Annotated in this window: 18 protein-coding genes; 10 read left to right on the forward strand and 8 right to left on the reverse strand. The window is 71.4% G+C overall.

All coding sequences use genetic code 11. The annotated features are described in order from the left end of the window. Positions 1-104: 104 nt before the first annotated feature. The 6 genes from AB0367_RS36750 (at position 105) to AB0367_RS36775 (ending at position 6933) form a co-directional block, all read left to right on the forward strand. Complete coding sequence (locus tag AB0367_RS36750; protein ID WP_366231135.1) at positions 105-299, forward strand: hypothetical protein; 195 nt, start codon at positions 105-107, stop codon at positions 297-299. A gap of 631 nt (positions 300-930) precedes the next feature. Continuing rightward, a complete protein-coding gene (locus AB0367_RS36755) occupies positions 931-1263 on the forward strand; it encodes a hypothetical protein (protein ID WP_366231136.1) in 333 nt (110 codons plus the stop codon). 119 nt (positions 1264-1382) lie between these two features. Then, positions 1383-2204, forward strand: a complete 822-nt coding sequence (locus AB0367_RS36760) for a hypothetical protein (protein WP_366231137.1) — start codon at positions 1383-1385, stop codon at positions 2202-2204. Positions 2205-2377: 173 nt separating this feature from the next. Further along, positions 2378-3613 (forward strand): MFS transporter, encoded by a 1236-nt coding sequence (locus tag AB0367_RS36765; protein WP_366231138.1) that lies wholly within the window; start codon positions 2378-2380, stop codon positions 3611-3613. 119 nt (positions 3614-3732) lie between these two features. Continuing rightward, entirely contained in the window at positions 3733-5073 is a 1341-nt protein-coding gene (locus AB0367_RS36770; RefSeq protein ID WP_366231139.1) for a condensation domain-containing protein, read from the forward strand. An 18-nt stretch (positions 5074-5091) separates the two neighbouring features. After that, positions 5092-6933, forward strand: a complete 1842-nt coding sequence (locus AB0367_RS36775; RefSeq protein ID WP_366231140.1) for a N,N-dimethylformamidase beta subunit family domain-containing protein — start codon at positions 5092-5094, stop codon at positions 6931-6933. Positions 6934-6943: 10 nt separating this feature from the next. Here the strand turns inward: AB0367_RS36775 and trpS are convergent, their stop codons facing one another. The 3 genes from trpS to AB0367_RS36790 form a co-directional block, all read right to left on the reverse strand. Further along, positions 6944-7975 (reverse strand): tryptophan--tRNA ligase, encoded by a 1032-nt coding sequence (gene trpS / locus AB0367_RS36780; protein WP_366231160.1) that lies wholly within the window; start codon positions 7973-7975, stop codon positions 6944-6946. A 199-nt stretch (positions 7976-8174) separates the two neighbouring features. After that, positions 8175-8822 (reverse strand): hypothetical protein, encoded by a 648-nt coding sequence (locus tag AB0367_RS36785; RefSeq protein ID WP_366231141.1) that lies wholly within the window; start codon positions 8820-8822, stop codon positions 8175-8177. Positions 8823-8918: 96 nt separating this feature from the next. Beyond that, on the reverse strand, positions 8919-9305 hold the full coding sequence (locus tag AB0367_RS36790; RefSeq protein WP_366231142.1) for a PPOX class F420-dependent oxidoreductase: 387 nt from the start codon (positions 9303-9305) through the stop codon (positions 8919-8921). Positions 9306-9381: 76 nt separating this feature from the next. On the opposite strand from AB0367_RS36790, the gene AB0367_RS36795 reads away from it, so the two are divergent. Continuing rightward, the gene (locus AB0367_RS36795) at positions 9382-9903 is read left to right on the forward strand and encodes a methylated-DNA--[protein]-cysteine S-methyltransferase (protein WP_366231143.1); all 522 of its coding nucleotides are present in this window, start codon (positions 9382-9384) and stop codon (positions 9901-9903) included. A gap of 50 nt (positions 9904-9953) precedes the next feature. On the opposite strand, the gene AB0367_RS36800 is transcribed toward AB0367_RS36795, so the two are convergent. Continuing rightward, on the reverse strand, positions 9954-10508 hold the full coding sequence (locus AB0367_RS36800; protein WP_366231144.1) for a hypothetical protein: 555 nt from the start codon (positions 10506-10508) through the stop codon (positions 9954-9956). 285 nt (positions 10509-10793) lie between these two features. On the opposite strand from AB0367_RS36800, the gene AB0367_RS36805 reads away from it, so the two are divergent. Next, positions 10794-11867, forward strand: coding sequence for a sporulation protein (locus tag AB0367_RS36805; RefSeq protein WP_366231145.1), 1074 nt, complete (start codon positions 10794-10796; stop codon positions 11865-11867). Positions 11868-12096: 229 nt separating this feature from the next. On the opposite strand, the gene AB0367_RS36810 is transcribed toward AB0367_RS36805, so the two are convergent. The 3 genes from AB0367_RS36810 to AB0367_RS36820 form a co-directional block, all read right to left on the reverse strand. Then, positions 12097-12690 carry a biotin transporter BioY gene (locus AB0367_RS36810; protein WP_366231146.1) on the reverse strand — a complete coding sequence of 198 codons (594 nt, stop codon included), beginning with the start codon at positions 12688-12690 and terminating at the stop codon, positions 12097-12099. 167 nt (positions 12691-12857) lie between these two features. Further along, entirely contained in the window at positions 12858-14354 is a 1497-nt protein-coding gene (locus tag AB0367_RS36815) for a phospholipid carrier-dependent glycosyltransferase (RefSeq protein ID WP_366231147.1), read from the reverse strand. 68 nt (positions 14355-14422) lie between these two features. Further along, complete coding sequence (locus AB0367_RS36820) at positions 14423-15964, reverse strand: phosphatidylglycerol lysyltransferase domain-containing protein (RefSeq protein ID WP_366231148.1); 1542 nt, start codon at positions 15962-15964, stop codon at positions 14423-14425. Between the two features lie 179 nt (positions 15965-16143). Between AB0367_RS36820 and AB0367_RS36825 the strand changes: the two genes are divergently transcribed. Continuing rightward, a complete protein-coding gene (locus AB0367_RS36825; protein WP_366231149.1) occupies positions 16144-16626 on the forward strand; it encodes a cupin domain-containing protein in 483 nt (160 codons plus the stop codon). A gap of 160 nt (positions 16627-16786) precedes the next feature. Here AB0367_RS36825 and AB0367_RS36830 read toward each other — a convergent pair whose 3' ends face one another. Beyond that, on the reverse strand, positions 16787-17413 hold the full coding sequence (locus AB0367_RS36830) for a WHG domain-containing protein (protein WP_366231150.1): 627 nt from the start codon (positions 17411-17413) through the stop codon (positions 16787-16789). 121 nt (positions 17414-17534) lie between these two features. On the opposite strand from AB0367_RS36830, the gene AB0367_RS36835 reads away from it, so the two are divergent. Continuing rightward, complete coding sequence (locus AB0367_RS36835; protein ID WP_366231151.1) at positions 17535-19208, forward strand: amidohydrolase; 1674 nt, start codon at positions 17535-17537, stop codon at positions 19206-19208. Positions 19209-19278 lie beyond the last annotated feature (70 nt).

Here is a 19278-nt window from a genome sequence, read left to right on the forward strand (position 1 = left end):
CACCGCCCGCAACTCCGCGGTCTGGGCATCGGTCAGCATCACACCAGGATCAACGACAACCCGACATAACACAACCAGGATCACGCGACACTAGACTCTGCCGGGTGATCCTGCGGATGGCCGGCTTCCGCCAGCTGATCGAGTCCGTCAACGACACCCTCAAGAGCCAACCCGACCTGGAACTCCACAGCGGACGCAGCATCGACGGCATCGACGCGCATCGCCCCAACGCCTCCTCGCCCGCATCGCTGCGATCTGGCGCACCCGCACTGCCTGACAACCCAAAACCCGGTCACTGATCGCCTACGACCACTGACCGGGCCTCGGACTTACGTCCAGGAGCAGGTCGCCACGATCACGGAGCGTTCGTGTACCCCCCTGGTACACGAGCGCTCCGTGATCATGGCGAACGCCGGCGGGCGGAGCGCTGGACCGCGCAGCGCGGCCGGGTGCACCGCCGCGGTTGGCCGGTCCAGCCGCCCGCTCGCAGCGGCCGGGCGACCCGCACCGCCGTGGAACACGGCACGGCCACGTCCGTCCAGCCGTACCGAAGCGTCCGGTACCCCTCCGCAGCCGACTCGCTGTCGCGCAGCCGGTAACGACGGCGATGCTCCACGGGGTAGTACGCGTCGCCGTCGAGTTCGACGACGGTGTGTTGAACGCCGCGTACTCGACGTCCCGGAAGCGCACGCCGGCACCGGCGTGCCTGCCTGCCGCCTCCCGCACGGCAGGCCAGGCCCCGAACGACTTCGACCTACTCGTCTAGGCGTGCCTCAGCGATGCGTGTAGTTATGTTGCATCCAATGCAATAGCACGCGAAAGTGCGGCCGGTAGGGTATCGCCTGTCAATTCGCGGTAGTGGCCTGACCAGCCGGTCCTGCTGAGCACGACGACGTCGCAAGACATGGGGGCAACGTGGTGACCCGCCGGATGGGCCTGATCCTCGCCGCTGCGCTGGTGCTTTCCGGCGTCGCCGCAGCCTTCGTGGTACGCCGGCTCGATCACGACGGCAAGGGCCGCGATCCGCGCGCGTACCCGGCGTCGGTGACGAAGGTATCGCTCGACGAGGCGCTGCGGCGCGCCGCAATGACGCTGCCGGCCTGCGCCGGAAACGGCCTTCGCTACGCGCTGTTCGACAACGGGTTTGGGTACTACTACACGATCCTCCTGCAGCTGGAGGCGCCGGAGGATTGCGTCAACGACTTCCTGGCCTTCAACTCCATGAAGAACCTCGCGTACGTCTATGCATTCCACGGCGGATGACCCCTCATCTTGATCTCAGGCAGCATGACGAGGTCGCCCGTGTCGGGTTGTCGGCAAACTTGGCCGGCGGCCCCAGATTTCTGCCAGCCTGACTCGGGGATCTGAGGGAGGTATCGGCAATGGGTCGCGTGTCCGGTGAGGCGGTTCGGACGGCCGGCGTCCGGGGCACGGCGGTTGTCTTCGCGCTGACGTGGCTGGTCTATCCCGGGTTCGGCGTGCCCGACCTGGCGGTGACGTGGAACCCGGAGTGGGACGTGGCGCTGGAGGCCGGCTGGGGGCTGATGTTCACCGTGTTCGTCGCGGCGGCCTTCATCCGGATCGCCGTGCGGCCCCGGCGGTCGGCGCCCGCCGTCGTGCAGTTGCTGTGCGTCGCGGCGGCCCTCGCGGTCTCCGCCGCCGCCTCGTTCGAATGGGCCCTGGTGCTCGTCGCCCTGGCCATTGCCGGGGAGGCGCTCGTCGTGGCGTTCGCGCCCGGGCGCGAGCCGCTCACGACGGGCGGTGTCCGGGTGGACCGGCCGCTGGCGGTCCTGGCCGGGCTCGCCGCGCTGCCCTGGCTGGTGTACGCGAACGCGATGTACGCGGGGAACCGGGCCGGGCTGGGGCTGCCCGACGAGGTCACCATCGGGATCAACCACTACGCCGTGCAGGGCGCGGTGGGTCTCCTCCTCGCGTCGCTGAGCTGGACGGCGGCGTGCTGGGTGCGGGGCCGGCGGTTCGTCGGGGTTGGGGTCGGGCTGGTGGCCGCCTACTTCGGTCTCGTCAGCCTCGCCTGGCCCGGCACGCCCGGCGGGTTCGGGCCGGTCTGGTCGGCACTGAGCATGGTCTGGGGCATCGCCTTCGGCACACTCGCCGCCGTCCGAGGCGCAGCTTCTGGCATCACCCAAGACGCCGCCCAAAGTTCCGGCGCGGACGCGGCGAGCACCCCCGTGCTGGAACACTGACGTCAGAACGCTCGGCTCGCCGAGCGTTGTGTAGTACTGTCGCCTTGCCGGGTTGACCACAGTCCCCGACGAAGTCCAGGTGGGCTCCCACCTTCGCGACCGATCCTATTCGCACGGCAATCCATTGCGCGATCAGCTTCCAGCTCATCGAGAGCAATGATTGGATGTGTGCGATGGACGAGCCCCGCTGGAGCGATGTCTACCTGACCGCAAGTGCGCGCGGGATCTCGGTGTGCGGTGACCTGCTCGCCGCGACGTCGCTGGCGGTCGTGCTGCAGCAGCGCGGTGCGGGCGGATACGCCGTGGCCGCGTTGCTGCTGAGTGCCTCCCTGCCGCCGGTGCTGCTGGCCCGGCCGAGCGGGTGGGTCGCGGACCGGTTCGACAGCCGCCGGATCGTCTCGGTGGTCGCGCCGTCGCAGGCGCTGTGTTGTCTGGCCATGCTCACCACGTCCGCCCCGGTAGCACTCATCGCGCTCAACGCGTTGCTGGCTTGCGGGGTCGCCGTCACCCAGCCGGTGTTCGCGGCGCTGGCGCCCGCGATGGTGGGGGTGGAGAACGTGCCGCGGGCAAGCGCCATCTCGCAGACGTTCACGTCCGCCGGGATGTTCGCCGGGCCGGTGCTCGCCGGCGCGCTCGTCTCGGTCAGCGGATTGTGGTTGCCGCTGCTGCTCGACGCGGCGAGCTTTCTGGCCATCGCGGTGGTGGGCCTGGTGATCCGGACCCGCCGCACCCCGCGGCCGGCGGTGCCGTCCACACCGGACGGTCCGCCCGTCGTGGCCTACCGGGTGCGCGACGACCGGGTGCTCGTTGTCGCGCTGGGCATGGTGGCGGTGGTCGTCGCTGCGGCCAACCTGATGGATGTCGCGGTCGTCTTCTTCGTCCGCGGCACGCTGCACGCGTCCGCTGCGATGTATGGCGTCGTCATGGGCAGTTGGATGCTTGGCCTGGTCTGCGGGTCCTGGGCGGCGGCCCGTGGCCGCACCGACGACCACGGCTACCTGATCCGGCTGATCGTGGGTCTGACGCTGGTCAGCGTGGGCATCCTGGCGGGCGGCACGGTTCGCGAGGCCGGTTGGGTGATACCGGCGTTCGTGCTCGGCGGGATGGGCAATGGCATGTTGGGCTCCGCGGCTGGCACACTCGTCGCCCGCCGCACGCCGCAGAGTGCGCGCGGGATGGGGTTCGCCACGCTCGGCGCGGTGATCAACGGGGCGATGGTCGCGGGGTTCGTGGTCGCCGGCGGTCTCCTGGAGGTCGTCTCACCGCGCCTGGTCATGATCGGCTCTGGCGCGTCGGCGTTGGCCCTGGTGATCGCGAGCGGACTGCCGGTCCTGGCGATGAGCCGCCGACAGCGGCGCGCGGCGGACGATCCCCGCACGCCCGTTGGTGCGGCAGGCGGGAACGCATGACGACGATCAGCGCCGCGTGGGCCGAAGGTCGCGATGGTCGGGTTGCCGCTGTATTGACAGGTGTTGAACGACCTCGATTCAATGAGGCACCGAAGTCTCCTGACGAAAGCCGGGCAGCGATGACGCAACGGATCCCCATCGGGTTCACCGGTGCGCGGGGCGGCGAATGCGGGCTCAGCTGGGGCCAGATCGCGATCTGGCGGGCGATCCAGCGGCTCGTGCCCGATGACGCGAGCCTCAACATGAGCTGGGTGACCGCCCTGGAGGACGAGGGCGTCTCCTTCGGCACTCCGCTGACGAGGATCACCGACACGGTCGCGTTCGTCATGGCCCGCCACGAGTCGTTGCGCACGAGGATCCGGGTCGACGAGGTCCACGGGCCTCGGCAGCTGGTGGCGCAGGACGGCATCATCGAGCTGGTGGTCATCGACGCCGGGCGGGACGAGGCCGGCGACGCGGCGCGGGAACTGCAGCGGAGGCTCACCGAGCCGGCGTTCGACTATCCGAACGAATGGCCGCTGCGGGTAGGCGCGGTGCGCGTCGGCGACGTCGTCACGCACGCCGTCTTCGCCATCTGCCACCTCGTCACCGACCGGGGCGGGCTCACCGCGCTCGTGCGCGACGTCCTGGACAGCCTCGCCGGCCGCCCCGTCCTCGATCCGCCCGGCCAGCAGCCGTACGACCAGGCGCTCTTCCAGCAGTCCGAGGCCGGACGACGGCAGAGCGAGAAGGCGCTGCGGTACTGGGAGCGCCACCTGCGCGCCGTCGCGCACAGCCGCTTCGGGGAGCCCACCGGCGAGCCCCGGTTCGTCAGCGCCACCCTCAGCTCACCCGCCGGCGACCAGGCCGCCAGCCTGCTGGCCGACCGCGAGCGGGTCAGCACCTCCGCCGTCATCCTCGCCGCCGCCGCGGTCCAGCTCGCCCGCCAGACCGGCGCCCGCGAGGCCGTCTTGCAGATCATCGTCAGCAACCGGTTCCGCCCCGGTCTCGCCGACTCGGTCGGGCCCGCCTCGCAGGACGGGCTGTGCGTCATCGAGGCCGGTGACGACGAACTCGGGCCGGTCATCGGCCGGGCCATGCGGGCCTCGATGCAGGCGTATCTGCACGCGCAGTACGACCCGGTCGCCCTCGACACCCTCGTCGCGCGACTCGGCGACGTCGATCTGTCCTGCTCGTTCAACGACCGCCGCTTCGACGCGCAGACCTCCGTCGCGGCCGCGGCCGGCGTCACCGCCGACGGCCTGCACGCCGCGCTGCCGAGCACCACGCTCACCTGGGAGCCGGTCGAGCACTACGGCGCCCGCTACTTCCTGCACGTCAACGCCGTCCCCGGGGCGCTCGACCTCACCCTGTTCGCCGACACCAGCGTCTTCGATCGCGCCAAGGTCGAGGAGCATCTGCGCGGCATCGAGACGCTGCTCGTGGCAGAAGCACTCAACGCTCTCACCGTGGCCGTCTAGCGGTTGCCCGTCTAGCCGTTGTCCGCCTACGCCGACGCCACCTCCTGCACCCCCGGCGGGATGCTGCGCTTCACGCTCCTCGGCCCCGGCCCGGACACCGTCACGGTCCATGACGCCAGCGACGACCGCCCGCTCCTGACGGCCGACGTCAACTGTCCTGTGTGGACACTCACCGTGCCCGAGGACTGGCCCAGCTCCCTCTACCGGGCGGTCTTCAAAAGCCGAAGCCATGAGGTGTACTTCGTGGTGCGCCGCCCGGCCGGCATTCCGTCCGCCGCCATCCTCGTCTCGGTGCCGTTCGCGACCTGGCAGGCGTACAACCGCTCCGGCATCCCCGGCGAGAGCCTCTACTACGCCGAGGAGCCCACCCGGGCGGCCCGCGTGTCGTTCGACCGGCCCGGCGGCGGACCGCCACCGGAGCGCTGGGAGGACGGGCTGCTGCGCTGGCTGGGCCCCGCCGGGTACCGGGTCGACTACTGCTCCAATCTCGACCTGCACGCCGACGGCACGGCGCTGCTGCGTGGGTACCGCCTGCTCGTCGTCAACGGCCACGACGAGTACTGGTCGAAGGAGATGCGCGACGCCGTCGAGTCCTTCACCGCGGCCGGCGGCAACGTCGCCTACTTCGCCGCCAACACGGCGTTCTGGCAGGTCCGCTTCGAGGACGGCGCCCGCACCATGGTCTGCTACCGCGACCCGGTTCGCGACCCCGTCGCCGCGCTCGATCCGGCGCGGACGACGGTCGAGTGGGCGGCGGCGCCGGTGCACCGCCCGGAGAACACGATGACCGGCGTCGGCTACCGCCACGGTGCCGGCGCATGGGGCGACTTCATGGACGTCATGAAGGACACCGACTACACGGCGCGCTTCGCCGACCACTGGGTGTTCGCCGGCACCGGCCTGCGCGACGGCGACCGGTTCGCGCTCGGCGCGGTCGGGTACGAGACGGATGCCGCGCTGTACCAGGAGGTCGACGGCGTGCCGCGGATCACCGGCGGCGACGGCACGCCGCCGTCGTTCGTCATCCTGGCGACCGCGGACCTGCGCCACTGGCGCCGGTACGGCCAGGGCGGCCACGCGACGATGGGTGTGTTCCGGCTGGGTGCCGGCACGGTGTTCAACGCGGCGACGGTGAACTGGGGCAACACGCTCGCCGACGGGGTGGTCGACCGGATCACCCGCAACGTCCTGGATCGCCTGTCGGCGCCGCCGGACCCATCCCGCTGGGACGCGATCGGCCCGGTCCCGGAACTGACCGCGCTGGTCGCGTGCGAACACGCCTTCTGGGCGCTGACCCCGGACGGCACGCTCCTGACCCGCACTGCCTGCGCCCAGAACCTCCGCTGGCACCCGGTCTTACCCGCGCCGTCCCAGGATCCGCCGGTCTGCCTCGCCGCACCTCGGGAGGCCGTCGGCGGGATGGCGATCGGGCTGTACGCAGTGACGCGGCGCGGGCGGCTGCTGCATCGGGAGCCGGTCCGGGAACCCGCGCCGTGGCAGGAGATCGGCACCGCACCGGACGGGGTGCTGGCGCTCGCCAGCGCCGACGGCTCACTCTTCGCCGTCACCGAGGACGACCGACTCCGCTGCCTGCCCCTGGCCCGGCTCGCCGTGGGGGACCACGCCTGGCCCGACGCCGGAGACGCGGAGGGAGCGCTCGCCCTCACCGCGGCCGGCGGCCTGCTCTTCGCCGTCGACCGCAACCACCGGCTGCGCACCCGGATGCCGACCACCACGCAGTCGGCCTGGACCGACCTCGGCCCGGCCGGTGACCGCACCGTCATCGCCGGGTACGACGGACACCTGGCCGGGGCCGGTGGCGACGGACTGCTGCGGTGGCGCGACATCGCCCGGGCCTGACCGACCCTGATCACTTCGCGCGGACGGCGTTGGCGTAGCCCATGCCCATCGCCTCGCGTACCTCGGTCAGGGTGCTCTCGGCGATCTCGTTGGCCCGGGCGTTTCCTCGCCGGAGCACCTCGTCGAGCAGGTCCGGTTCGGCGACGATGTCGCGGCGGCGAGCGCGGTGCGGCGCGAGGAAGGCGTTGATCGCGTCCGTGACCAGTTGCTTGAGCCGTCCGCTGCCAGCATCCGCGATGCGCTCGGCGACCTCCTCCGGCGTCTCGTCGAGGCACAGCGCCGCCACGGACAGCAGGCCGCTGACCCCGGGGCGGCCTTGCGGGTCGTAGGTGATCCGCCGGTCGTTGTCGGTGCGGGTGCGGCGGATCACGGCGGCGGTCTCGTCCTCGCTCATCGACAGGGCGATGGCGTTGCCGTAACTCTTCGACATCTTCCGGCCGTCCAGTCCGGGGACCTCCGGTGTGTCGGTCACCAGCGCTTCGGGCTCGGGAAACAGCGGCGCATAGCGGCTGTTGAAGCGCCGGGCGATCACCCGGGTCTGCTCGACATGCGGCAGGTTGTCCTTACCGACCGGGACCAGGTTGGCCTTGCAGAACAGGATGTCGGCGGCCTGGTGCACCGGATAGGTCAGCAGCAGACCGCTCAGCGCCCGGCCGGATGCGAGGTGCTCGGCCTTGACTGTGGGGTTGCGGTGCAGTTCCGCTTCGGTGACCAGGCTCAGAAACGGCAGCAGCAGCTGGTTCAGGGCGGGAACGGCCGAGTGAGCGAAGATCGTCGTCCGATCGGGGTCGAGGCCCGCGGCCAGATAGTCGGCGATCGCCTCGCGCACGGACTCTGCCACGTTGTCAGCGGTGTCGCGGTCGGTGATGACCTGGTAGTCCGCCAGAATCAGGAACGTGTCGACGCCGCGTTCCTGCAACCGCACCCGCTCGCGGAGCGAACCGAAGTAGTGCCCCAGGTGCAGCGCCCCTGTGGGGCGCTCCCCGGTCAGGACCCGAAAGGCGTCCGGATGCTCGGTGATGCGCCGCTCCAGCTCGGGCATCCGTGCGGCGACGGCGGTGAACGAATCCATGCTGTGCTCCTCTTGAACAGGAGGCCGCACAACAGATCACCGCTCCTGCGCGGGCTGCCATGCAGCCCGCGACGATGCGTCATCCGGCTGCTACCGCAGCCACCACCACGAGGAACGGGTCAGACGCACGACGGGAATACTACCTCGCGGGTCACCGCCACCGGGCGGCTCACCAGTCGGTGAGATCCTCGCAGTAAGCGCCCCCGAAGACGTGGCGGGCGTGCTCGCGCATGCGTGGACCGTACGTGCGGTCGGCGGCCAGCGACGAGTAGCCCGGACCGCGCTCGACACCCAGCACGTCCGCGGTGTCGGCGAGGTATACGTCGAAGCCCGGGTACATCAGCTCGATGCACGGCAGGTCGTCGACGTCGAGGGCGAAGACCGGATACTCGCCTGCGGCGTCGGGCGTGCCGGTGGCCAGCACGCGGCGGGAGTCGCTGCCGCCCGGCAGCAGGAAGCACTCGCCGAACCGGTCGGCCAGCGCCGGCGTGCCGTACACCGAGCCGAGCCCCTCCCCGTACGCCTCGATCGCGATGCTCGCCAACGACCGCGGCGCGAGCCGCCCGGCATCGTCGAACCACCCGTGGCGGCGCAGCATGGTGGTGTCGAACGCCAGCCAGCGTCGCAGGCTCGCCGGCAGCGGCCGCCCGCTGGGAAACGCCGCGACGCCGTCCAGCGGCACGGGCTCACCGTCGACCCACGGGCCGGCCCACCGGTTGTAGTCGAGCACGAGACGGCCAGGGTCGGCCCGGACAGAGAGAATGACGCGATCGACGAGGGCCACACCGTGCACGGCGTCGTTCGAAGCCGAAACCATACCGACCTTGTACCCCACGCCCCTCCCCCGCCACGCATCGACCCCCGGACGTACGTCAGCGCAACTCGCGCGGCGCCCGGCACGCCGCGGGCGAGGTCAGCCGGTGATCCGCGCCGGCTCGATCGTCAGCAGTAGCCGCACCTGGTCCCGCCCGCCGAACCACGGGTACGGCCCGCCGAGATAGCGGTGCGAGAGCGTGTCGATGTGCTCGGCGGCGCCCTCCTCGGTCATCGCCACCACGCGGCCGCGGATCTGGAAGTACCGGCGCGGCTCGGCCGGGTCACCGACGGCGAGGGCGACGCGCGGGTCGCGCTCGATGTTGCGCACCTTCTGGTGGCCGCGGACGGTGTTGACGAGCACGTGCTTGCCGTCGGTGTCGACCCAGGTCTGGGTGATCTGCGGCGAGCCGTCCGGCATGAGGGTGGTCAGGTAGCACAGGCTCGCGCCTTCGAGCAGGCGCAGCAGTTCGTCGGGGAGATCCACAACCAAAACGCTACTCCGGGTCCCCCATCACCGGCGTCCGGCGTCTTCGGGGTACAACGGGAGATGAGGAGGGACCATGACTGCCGGAAGTCGAAGGCATGCCTTCGTTGAGACGACGCTCGGCGAACTGCTGCTCGTCGCCGACGGTGAGGCGCTCGCGGGTCTGTACTTTCCGAAGCACTGGCATCCGCCGAAGGAGGCCGACATCGGCGAGCGTGTCGAGGAGAACGCCGACCCGCTGATCGCTGAGGCGGCGCGGCAGGTGCGCGAGTATCTCGCCGGCTCGCGGCGGGACTTCGACGTGCCCGTCTCGACGCACGGGGACGAGTTCTCGGAGCGGGTCTGGGCCTTGCTGCGCCAGATTCCGTACGGGCAGACCACCACCTACGGCGCCCTTGCCGAGCGGCTCGGAGGCAAGCGACTCGCGCAACGCGTCGGGCAGGCGGTCGGTCACAACCCGGTGAGCATCGTCATCCCGTGCCACCGTGTGGTGGGTGCGGACGGATCGTTGACCGGGTTCGCGGGTGGTCTGGCACGCAAGCGGGCGTTGCTTGAGCTGGAGGAGCCGGCGGAGGTACGGGCAGGGCGCCTCTTCTGAATCGCCGTGCATCACGGCGCAGTCGAGGCGGTCGACCGCTGGGTGCCGGGTCAGCCGTCATCCGACGGCGACGGCGACGGCGCGTCCGTGCCGGACGGGCTCGGGTCCGCGGAGGGGCTGCCACCGCTCGGCGACGGCGAGGCCGGCGCGACGACGGGCGGGGCCGAGGTCACGGTCGGCACGTTCGGGGTGCCGACGGGCCCGGCCTGGGTCGAGCCGGGCCGCGGCGCCGCCGCCGGCGTCCGCGGTGCCGCAGTGGTGCGCTTCGGGGTCGGCGACGGCTTGGGCTGCGCGTCGGGCGAGAACACCGGTTGCCGGCTCGGTTCGTCGCCCAGGCGCGGCTGCGCGGCGGACGCGGAACTCTCCAGCAGCGCCGTCTCGCTCGTGTGGTCGCTCGGCGCCGGGGCGGCCTGCGCGACCGAGCCCGGCGAACCGGCCGACGACCCGGACGCATACCACGAGCCGATCGCTGCGGCCGCCACGACGAGCGCGGCGACATACAGCCCGGCGTGCCGGCGGACCGCCGCGTGCTGGCCGCGGCCGAAGGGCCGCCGGTGCCGGGAAGACCGCCCACGGCCTGCGGCACGGTGCTGCTCGTGGTACATCGCAAACGCCTTGCAACTGATGGGGTCGGGCGGAGATCCGCCCAGTTGGACCTTAACGCCTCCCCGCACCTGGGTGAACCCACCGCCGACATCCGCCAACAGGCATGCCGGGCCGAGGCGGTCTGCTCGCGGTCCGGAGCAAACCGTACAGTACTACGTGATAGTGTCTGGTCAGCGCTGCGGCAGAGCGCGCTCTCGGTCATTCGCGGCAGGTGCGAGCACTGCGTACCACAACACACCAGGTCGCACCAGAACCGAACCCGCTACCCGGAAAGGCAAGCGCCGATGGTCTTCAAGAAGCTGCTCGCCGGCCTCGGCCTCGGCGGTGTCCAGGTCGACACCGTCATCGCCCCGCAGTCGGCGACGCCCGGCGGCACGCTCGTCGGCCAGGTCAACCTGCGCGCCAAGAGCGACAGCCAGGTCACCGCCGTTGACCTGCAGCTGCTGGCCAGCGGTTCCTTCGGCGAGATCGAGCTCGCCCGTCACCGCGTCGCCGCCGGCCTCCACCTCACCAGCGGCAGCACCCCATCGGTGCCGTTCACCCTGCCCGTTCCCGCCCATGCCCCGTTCACCGCCCTCTACGGCCACAATCTGCCCGGCCTCACCATCGGCGTGCGGACGCACGTCAGCGTCGCGTCCGGCAGCGCCAAGAGCGACTTCGACCCGGTCACCCTCGACGCCGCTCCGGTCCAGCAGCGCATCATGGACGCCCTCGGCACCATCGGCGCCCGGTTCGTCCGCAGCGAGCTGCGCCCGAGCGCCGGCCTGGCCGTCCCCGCCGCCCACGCCGTCACCTTCTACGCGCCCTTGCCCGAAGGCCAGCAGCCCGGTCCGCACGTCCCCCAGGTCGTGTTCCTCATCGTCCCGGGCGCCGACGACCTCACCGTCGTCGTCGAACTCGCCGCCCAGCCCGGCGCGGGCGACCGCCATCACCTCAGCGCGGCGGACCTCGAAAGCCGCAACGCCGACGAAGACGGCTGGATCAACGAGGTCGACCGGTGGCTGACCACGATCCTGCAGCGCGCCCAGACCGCCGCGCCGGGCGCGTTCATGCAGCCGCAGCAGCAGATCGGATATGGCCGCCATGGCCGTCCGTATGCCTATCAGGGCCGTCAGCCGTACCAGTACGGTGGTTACAAGCGGCGGCCAGGCATGGGCTCCGCCGTCGCCGCCGGCGTCGGCGGTGCCGCGCTGGGCTTCCTGGGCGGCATGGCCATCAGCAACATGATCGGTGACGCCTTCGGGCCCGACGGCGCCGGTCAGGCCGCCGGAGCGTTCGAAGACGCCGGAGGCGACGGTGGCTTCGACGACGGCGGCTTTGACGGCGGGGGTTTCGACGACGGCGGTTTCGACTTCTGATCGGCTGCGCGGCCGACGATCAGCCGCCACGCGGCAACGGCTCGACCGTGCCGGAGCGAAGTTCCACTACCCGTGCATGACGTCATGCACGGGTAGTCGTTCGGGTACGCCGCCCGGGACATCGCCGGAGCCGTCTCCGCCGGCGAACAGGCCGCCACGCAGGTACAGCGCCGGCGCGTGCTGCGGACCGCGTCGGAGGACCTCCGCCGCCGGGCGACCTGAGCGCGGGTCAGCGCCGGTTGTCCCGCACGCGCCGCACCACGGCCCAGGCCGCCGGCAGCAACGCCGTCGCGAGGAGCACCTTGAGCGCGTCGCCGATCAGGAACGGCACGACCCCCGCGTCGAGCGCCTTCGCGGGCGAAAGGTGTGCCGCCAGCGCGAGGTACGGCACGCCGAACGCGTAGATGCAGAGGTTGCCGACCACCATCGTGCCGGCGGTCCGCAGCGGGGTCCGGTCGCCGCCGCGGCGGGCCAGCTCGCCGACCACGGCGCCGGCGACGACGAACCCGATGACGTAGCCGAGCGAGACGAGCGCGGCGCCGCTTGCGCCGTCGGCGAACCACGGCAGGCCCAGCATGCCCGCGGCGAGGTACAGCGCCATCGACGCGGCGGCGCGCACCGGGCCCAGGGCCGCCCCGACCAAGAGCACGGCGAGGGTCTGCCCGGTCAGCGGGACGGGGCTGATCGGCTCGATGGACACGGCCACCTGCGCCGCGGCACCGGTCAGCGCGGCGCCGAGACCGACGAGCACGGCATCGCGGGCCAGAGCCCCTGGCACCAGATCGGCCAGCACGCGGCGCGGGAGGGCGTATGTGTCGCTCATGAAGCCTCCAGGCAAGAGTTATGGTCTGTGGACTGTACGTTGCCGATTCGCCCGGCGACCGGCGCAGCGACCCGCATCACCGTCGAATTCGTCACGCATAGCCGCGGCCCTCAGCAGCGGCGCCCTCATCGACGTCGTCGGCTACCTGTCCGGCCCGGAACGCATGATCAGATCCACCGCGACCCGAGCCACATCCGGGACAGCCATTCCGCCGCGGTGACGCCCAGGCCCGAGTAGATGGGGTAGAAGTACGCGAAGCAGGCCGCGACGAGCAGGACGTAGACGCCCGCGACGGCCGCGCCGACGGTCCGGCGCGGGGTGCCGGCCGGGCCGACGATCGCGCCGAGCACGTAGACCACGGCCAGGACCAGGAACGGCTCGGCCGGCAGGGCGTAGAAGTAGAACATCGTGCGGTGCTCGGGCATCTCGTTGAACCACGGCAGGATGCCGGTCAGCGCGCCGGCCATGATCAGCCAGGCGCGGCCGTCGCGGCGGGCGATCGCGAGCCAGCCGAGCGCCGCGAGCGCGGGCAGGAACGACCACCACAGCAGCGGCGTGCCGAGCAGCAGAATCTGCTGGTAGCAGGCCTCCGCGCCGCACGAGCCGGCCTGGACCGAGTAGAACAGCACGGGGCGGCCCAGCAGCAGCCACTGCCAGGGCCACGACTGGTACGGGTGCGGCGACTGCAGCGTGGTGTGGAAGCCGTATGCCTCCTTGTGGTAGTGGAACAGGTTCACGAGCGGGTCGATGAGGCGGTCGTGCGGCAGGCCGTTGGCCTCGGCGTACCAATGCCGGAAATAGCCGTCGCCGGAGGCGAACCAACCGGCCCAGGTGGCCACGTAGGCCACCAGCGCGACACCGGCGAACGCCAGGCACCAGCCGACGCCCGCGGGGATGCTCTCGGCGACCCAGCGCCGCACGCCGGCGCTGCGCCGCGCACCCATGTCGAAGACCGCGGCGGCGACCGCGAACAGGAGGAGGTACCACAGGCCGCTCCACTTGACGCCGCAGGCCAGGCCGAGCGACACGGCGCAGAGGATGCGGTACCACGGGAAGCCTGGCCGTGGCCGCCGGTCCGGATCGGCGCCGGCCTCCACCAGCGCCAGCCACCGGCGGCGGCGCTGCTCGCGGTCGAGCACCAGGAAGAAGAACGCGACGACGATCCAGAACATCAGGAACACGTCCAGCAGCGCCACGCGGGACAGCACGAAGTGCATGCCGTCCAGCGCCATCAGCAGCCCCGCCGCGCCGGCCAGGACGGTCGAGCGGAACAGCCGCCACGCGGCCAGCGTGATCAGCAGGATCGAGGCCGCGCCGACCGTCACCGCCGCGATCCGCCAGCCGAAGGAGTTGTACCCGAAGAGCTGCTCCCCCAGCCCGATCATCCATTTGCCCAGCGGCGGATGGACCACGTATTGCGGCGTGCCCTCCTCCGGGTTCCACTCCACCCCGCGCTGCAGCAGGTCCCAGGCCTCGTTGGCGTAGTACACCTCGTCAAAGATGACCTCCCGCGGATGCGCGAGGTTCACCAGGCGCAGCACCAGCCCGACGCCGGTGACCAGGATCGCGGTGAGCCACAGCTCCGGCGGGAAGCGCCCCGGCCCCGCGAGCCGCCGGCGAACGATGTCCGGCACTGAGGCGACGGTCGATCCGGCTGAGATCATCGCTCGATGGTATGCGGCGTGCCCGGGTCGGCGCTGCCCGTACGGTGCGGGGCCGGTGGCGCGCGCGGCTATGAGGTGGCCGGGGCGTCGGTCGCTTCTTGCGGTGACTCGGCTGCCGAGCTCGAGTAGGCGCTGAATTCGGCGCTCAGCGCGGCGACGGCGACCGGGATCAGCTCCCACCAAGAGCGCAGGCGCAGCTGGCGGGGGCGCCAGCGGGGGTGGAACTTGCCGGTGAACAGATACAGCGATCGCAGTTCGATCCACCGGTCCAGGGCATGCAGTGGCAGCTGGACGAGCCGTGCCCCGCGGACCTCCCCGCTGTACACACGGCGCATGCCGGCGAAGTTCAGCGTCACCTCGGTCGCGCCGACGCTTCGCGCGTGCTCGACCACTGCGACGATCATGCGCTCGACCACACCGTTTACAGCGTCGCGCCGGCGCGGGGCCACGTCGAGGGTGAGGACCCGGCCGCCCGCGGCCACCAGGAAGCGGGCGAACGCCATCGGCTTGCCGCTGGCGTCGCGGGCCACGGCGTAGACGGCGTCGGTGCGCGGTGTGAGGATCGCGTCGAGGTTCATGGCGAAGCCCCGCTCGCGCCGGCCGTGCAGCCAGTCTTGCAGGACCTCCCGCAGCGGCGGCACGAGGTCCGCGCCAAGGGCGCCGACCCGCACCTGTACGCCCGCGTTGTCGGCCCGGCGGGCCGCCTGGCGAACATTGCGCATCCGGCGTGTGGCCAGCGAAAACGTGGCCACGTCCAGGACCGCCTCGTCACCGATCTCGACCGCGCGACGCACGCCTGCCCGGCGCCAGAGTTCGCCGGTGGCCGCCGCGTCGGCGCCGAGCACGGCGGGCCGCCAGCCGTGCCGCGCGCAGACCGCCACGAACGCGGCGATCGCCTCGGCCGGAGCGGAGCCGACCGGATCGCCACCGGCCAGGGCGACCCCGAAGCGCACCCGATAGCCGATCGCAGCCTCGCCGCCCGGGCTGAACACGTAAGTGCGGTCGGTGCGCGTGACGAACGGGGCGAGGCTTCCCGCGCTCGGGTCTTGGACCAGGTCACGCACCCGGGCCCGGTCCGACTCGCCCGACGGCGGTGGCGCGGGCGCCGCCGCCAGCGACACGGCCAGGGCGGCGACCGCCGCGGCGAGGACCACCAGGACCAGGACGTGGCCGGACTGGTCCGAGGCGTCCAGCGAGAATGGCAGGCCGGCGTAGGCGGTGCGCCAGAGCGGCTCGCCATGCCGGGCCGACACCCAGAGAACGTCACCCAGCGTAACGACGAGCGCGACCGCCACGATCGCGCACGCGGCCCGCAACCGCTGTGAGTCCGCGCGCACGACGTAATTGCCGCGATCAGACAGCAGGATGACAGCGGCCGCGACGGGCAGGACCAGCCGTTGCCAATGCACCGGCGGCATCACCGCGGCGACCGCGGCGAGCGCCAGCGTGACCCGCAACGCGAGCCGCCGGCGCCCGACCAGCCCATGCGCGAGCAGCAGCAAGATGGCCGCGAGCGGGATCCGATCCACCGCCGGCAGGGCACCACCCGGGATCCAGGCGTCACCATCGTGCCCGAGCGCCAGCGCGGCGACCATCAAAAGCGCTGCCACCGCCCACGCACTCGTCCGCCTCACCCCACAATCATCGCCCTGGCAGGCCAATATCTCGATGCGAAATCCACCACGCCGGCCACCCGGGACGCAGCCGCGGCGATCGGCCGGCTCCAAGCACCGGCACGGGCGACGGTTTTCCGACCGCTCGCTCCGCTCCGCCCGTGCATGATGGGGGTATGACCTATCCTCCTCCGCTGTACCACGGCACAACGGGCGAGATCAGCGCAACTTACCGCCCAGACGGCACCGCCCCGGAGCTCGTCTATCCGAACGGCACCCGGGTGCACTATCTGTCCACCGGCGCGTCAACCGGCGGCCTGTTCGGTCTGTACCGATGGGAGTGCGGCCCCGACGTGACCGGGCCGGAACCACACTTCCACCGGTCGATAACGGAGTCCTTCTACATCCTGTCGGGCACGATGCGAATCTATGACGGCGGGCGCTGGATCGACGCCGAACCCGGAGACTACGTGCACGTCCCGGCGGGCGGCATCCACGGATTCAAGAACGAGTCCGGAGCGCCGGCGTCGATGCTGCTGCACTTCTCGCCGGGTGCGCCCCGGGAGGGCTATTTCGAGGGGCTGGTCCAGGTCGCGCAGATGGGCGAGGAGGAACTCGCCGCGTTCTACCGCGAACACGACAACCACTGGCTGACCTGACCGGCGCGAGATGCGATGTCGTGGACCGCGAGGTCCGGACCGTGCGCGTCGCCTTGCCGGCTGGTAGGTGGGCATCCCGATCGCCCACCTGGCCACCCGAGGACGGTTGCCCGTCGTGCGCCGGCTGCGGTCGGTGCACGACGGGCAACCGCGCCGAAGATCAGGGCCCGGAACCCTGCCACGCCGGCACAGATCGTTTCATCCCCGAACACAGCAACACGACCAGCCGCTGGAACGCGTGGTCGAGATCCAGCCCGGCCGGTTGACCGCGGTCGGCCTCCAGGACGCAGAACCCGTGCACTGCGCTACGGAAGGCCCACGCCGCCTCCATGGCCTCCTGATCCGGCAGGCCGTAGCCTGCGATCACCGCCCGGACGATCGAGACGATCCCCTCGACGGCAGCGGTGAGCTGGGCATCGCCGCGCATCGGCACGCGGTCGGTCGCGGCATACAGGCCCCGATTCTCGGCGACGAAGGCCCGCCAGGCTTGCGCCATAGCCATCACCGCGTCGTCGCAGGACCTGCCCAGTGCCGCATCACGCAGGGCATCGGCCAGCATGCGCCGGGCCAGCAGGGCCAGTTCCCGGCGCACGTCGTCGACCCCGTCGACGTGGTTGTACAGCGCGGACTGTCCAACGCTCATTTCGTGGGCGACAGCGGTGAGGCTCAACGCGTCGAGCCCGTCGCGATCGACCAGGACCGCCGCGCATGAGATCACACGATCGCGGCTGAGGGGCTTCCGTGGCATGGCGCTGATACTATATCGTCCCCAGTGATAGTCAATCACGTATCGGTGAATGACTATCATTCCCGTGGCCTTCGCAGGACACGAGAACCGCCGCGCTCACCCCCACGGCGGTCGCAGTAGCCGTCATCACTGCTGCTCCTGGAGTCATGTCACCGTGTCGATGAACAACGCCCCCGCGGGACCGCCCAGCGGCGCGCGAGTCGCGCCCGTCACCCGCACGGCCGCCGACCTCGTGCTGTTCGGCGGCACAGTGCTGACCCACGATCCGGGCCGGCCGAAGGTCGGCGCGGTCGCGGTTGCCGGCGACTCGATCCTGGACGTCGGCGACGACGCCGCGATGCTGGCGCTGGCCGCACCGGACGCCCGGCTGATCGACCTCGGCGGCCGTACCGCGCTGCCCGGCTTCATCGAGACGCACACCCACCCGTACTTCTACGGCGTCAAGCTGGATGCCTCGGTGGACGCCACAACCCGCCCCGGCGAGCGCATCGGCGACCTGGTGGAGCGGGTCCGTGAGGGCACACGGTGCGTCCCGGCCGGTGCGTGGATCGTGGCCCATGGCTACGACGACACGCTGCTGGCCGAGGGCCGGCATCCGACCCTGGCCGATCTCGATCCGGTCAGCACGGACCATCCGGTTGTCCTGCAGCACGTGTCCGGGCACATCTGCGTGGTGAACAGCGTCGCCTTGCGCGCGGCCGGATTCGCCGACGCGAGCGCCGACCCACCCGGTGGGCTGATCGGCCGGGACGAGCACGGCCGCCCGAACGGCGTGCTCTACGAGACAGCGGCCTTCGCGGTCAACAAATGCGTGCCACCGCCCGATGCCGAGTCCATACAACGCCGGCTGCGGCTGGCCGGGGACGCATTCCTGGCAGCCGGGATCACCTGCGTGCACGACGCCGCCATCGGCGGGCTCGGCGGCACTGCCGAGCTCGAGCAGTACCGCATCGCGCAGGGCGCGGGCCGGCTGCGGACCCGGGTTCGCGGCTACCTGTTCCACCCGCGGTGGAGCCGGCTGATCCCGGATCGGCTCACGCCGAACGACTTCGCCGGCCCTGATCCCGACCTGCTGCGGGTCGTCGGCGTCAAGATCGTCGCCGATGGCAGCATCCAGGGGCGCACCGCGCGGCTCACCGGCGGTTATCACCCGGTCTGCGAGGAGGACGGGGTGCTGCTGCTGCCGCCGGAGCAGCTGAGCGAAACCGTGGGTGCGTTGAGCGAGCTGGGCTGGCAGGTGGCGGTGCACGGCAACGGGGACGGCGCCATCGAAGCGATCCTGGACGCGTTCGAGGGGCCGGCCGGCACGGACAACCCGCTGCGGCACCGCATCGAGCATTGCCAGACGGTCCGGGACGACCAGCTGGACCGGATCGCCCGCCACCGGGTCCTCGCCTCGTTCTTCATCAAGCACGTGCACTACTGGGGTGATCGGCACCGCGACCTGTTCCTGGGGCCGGAGCGCGCCGCACGGATCAGCCCGCTGGCCGGCGCGGACGCGCGTGGTATCAGGTTCGCCCTGCACTCCGACGCTCCGGTCACCCCGCCGCCACCGCTGGAAGGGATCTGGTGTGCCGCGAACCGGCGTACCTCCGGTGGCTCCGTGCTGGGTGCAGACCAGGCGATCCCGGTCGAGCGGGCACTACGCGGTTACACCGCCGACGCGGCGTACTTCTCCTTCGACGAGGACCGGCTCGGCCGGCTGCGCCCCGGTCACCTGGCCGACATCGCCGTGCTGGACGCCGATCCAACCGCTGTAGACCCGATGTCGGTACGGGACATCGGCGTCGACACCACGATCATCGGCGGCCAGCTCGCCTACCAGCGCTCCTGACCCGCACCACCATTGCGCACCAACGTCGCGCACCACCGCCGCTCACCCCGGTCCGGAAAGGACGATACGA

The organism is Dactylosporangium sp. NPDC051484 (assembly GCF_040689395.1).
In the GTDB taxonomy this organism is placed as follows: domain Bacteria; phylum Actinomycetota; class Actinomycetes; order Mycobacteriales; family Micromonosporaceae; genus Dactylosporangium.

What these genes read in the sequence shown, in the direction of transcription:
- AB0367_RS36760 (WP_366231137.1), top strand. Translation starts at nt 1,383, where the DNA reads ATGGGTCGCGTGTCCGGTGAGGCGGTTCGGACGGCCGGCGTCCGGGGC.
- AB0367_RS36810 (WP_366231146.1), bottom strand. Translation starts at nt 12,690, where the DNA reads ATGAGCGACACATACGCCCTCCCGCGCCGCGTGCTGGCCGATCTGGTG.
- AB0367_RS36800 (WP_366231144.1), bottom strand. Translation starts at nt 10,508, where the DNA reads ATGTACCACGAGCAGCACCGTGCCGCAGGCCGTGGGCGGTCTTCCCGG.
- AB0367_RS36835 (WP_366231151.1), top strand. Translation starts at nt 17,535, where the DNA reads ATGAACAACGCCCCCGCGGGACCGCCCAGCGGCGCGCGAGTCGCGCCC.
- trpS (WP_366231160.1), bottom strand. Translation starts at nt 7,975, where the DNA reads ATGCCCGAGCTGGAGCGGCGCATCACCGAGCATCCGGACGCCTTTCGG.
- AB0367_RS36825 (WP_366231149.1), top strand. Translation starts at nt 16,144, where the DNA reads ATGACCTATCCTCCTCCGCTGTACCACGGCACAACGGGCGAGATCAGC.
- AB0367_RS36785 (WP_366231141.1), bottom strand. Translation starts at nt 8,822, where the DNA reads ATGGTTTCGGCTTCGAACGACGCCGTGCACGGTGTGGCCCTCGTCGAT.
- AB0367_RS36795 (WP_366231143.1), top strand. Translation starts at nt 9,382, where the DNA reads ATGACTGCCGGAAGTCGAAGGCATGCCTTCGTTGAGACGACGCTCGGC.
- AB0367_RS36805 (WP_366231145.1), top strand. Translation starts at nt 10,794, where the DNA reads ATGGTCTTCAAGAAGCTGCTCGCCGGCCTCGGCCTCGGCGGTGTCCAG.
- AB0367_RS36815 (WP_366231147.1), bottom strand. Translation starts at nt 14,354, where the DNA reads ATGATCTCAGCCGGATCGACCGTCGCCTCAGTGCCGGACATCGTTCGC.
- AB0367_RS36770 (WP_366231139.1), top strand. Translation starts at nt 3,733, where the DNA reads ATGACGCAACGGATCCCCATCGGGTTCACCGGTGCGCGGGGCGGCGAA.
- AB0367_RS36755 (WP_366231136.1), top strand. Translation starts at nt 931, where the DNA reads ATGGGCCTGATCCTCGCCGCTGCGCTGGTGCTTTCCGGCGTCGCCGCA.
- AB0367_RS36765 (WP_366231138.1), top strand. Translation starts at nt 2,378, where the DNA reads ATGGACGAGCCCCGCTGGAGCGATGTCTACCTGACCGCAAGTGCGCGC.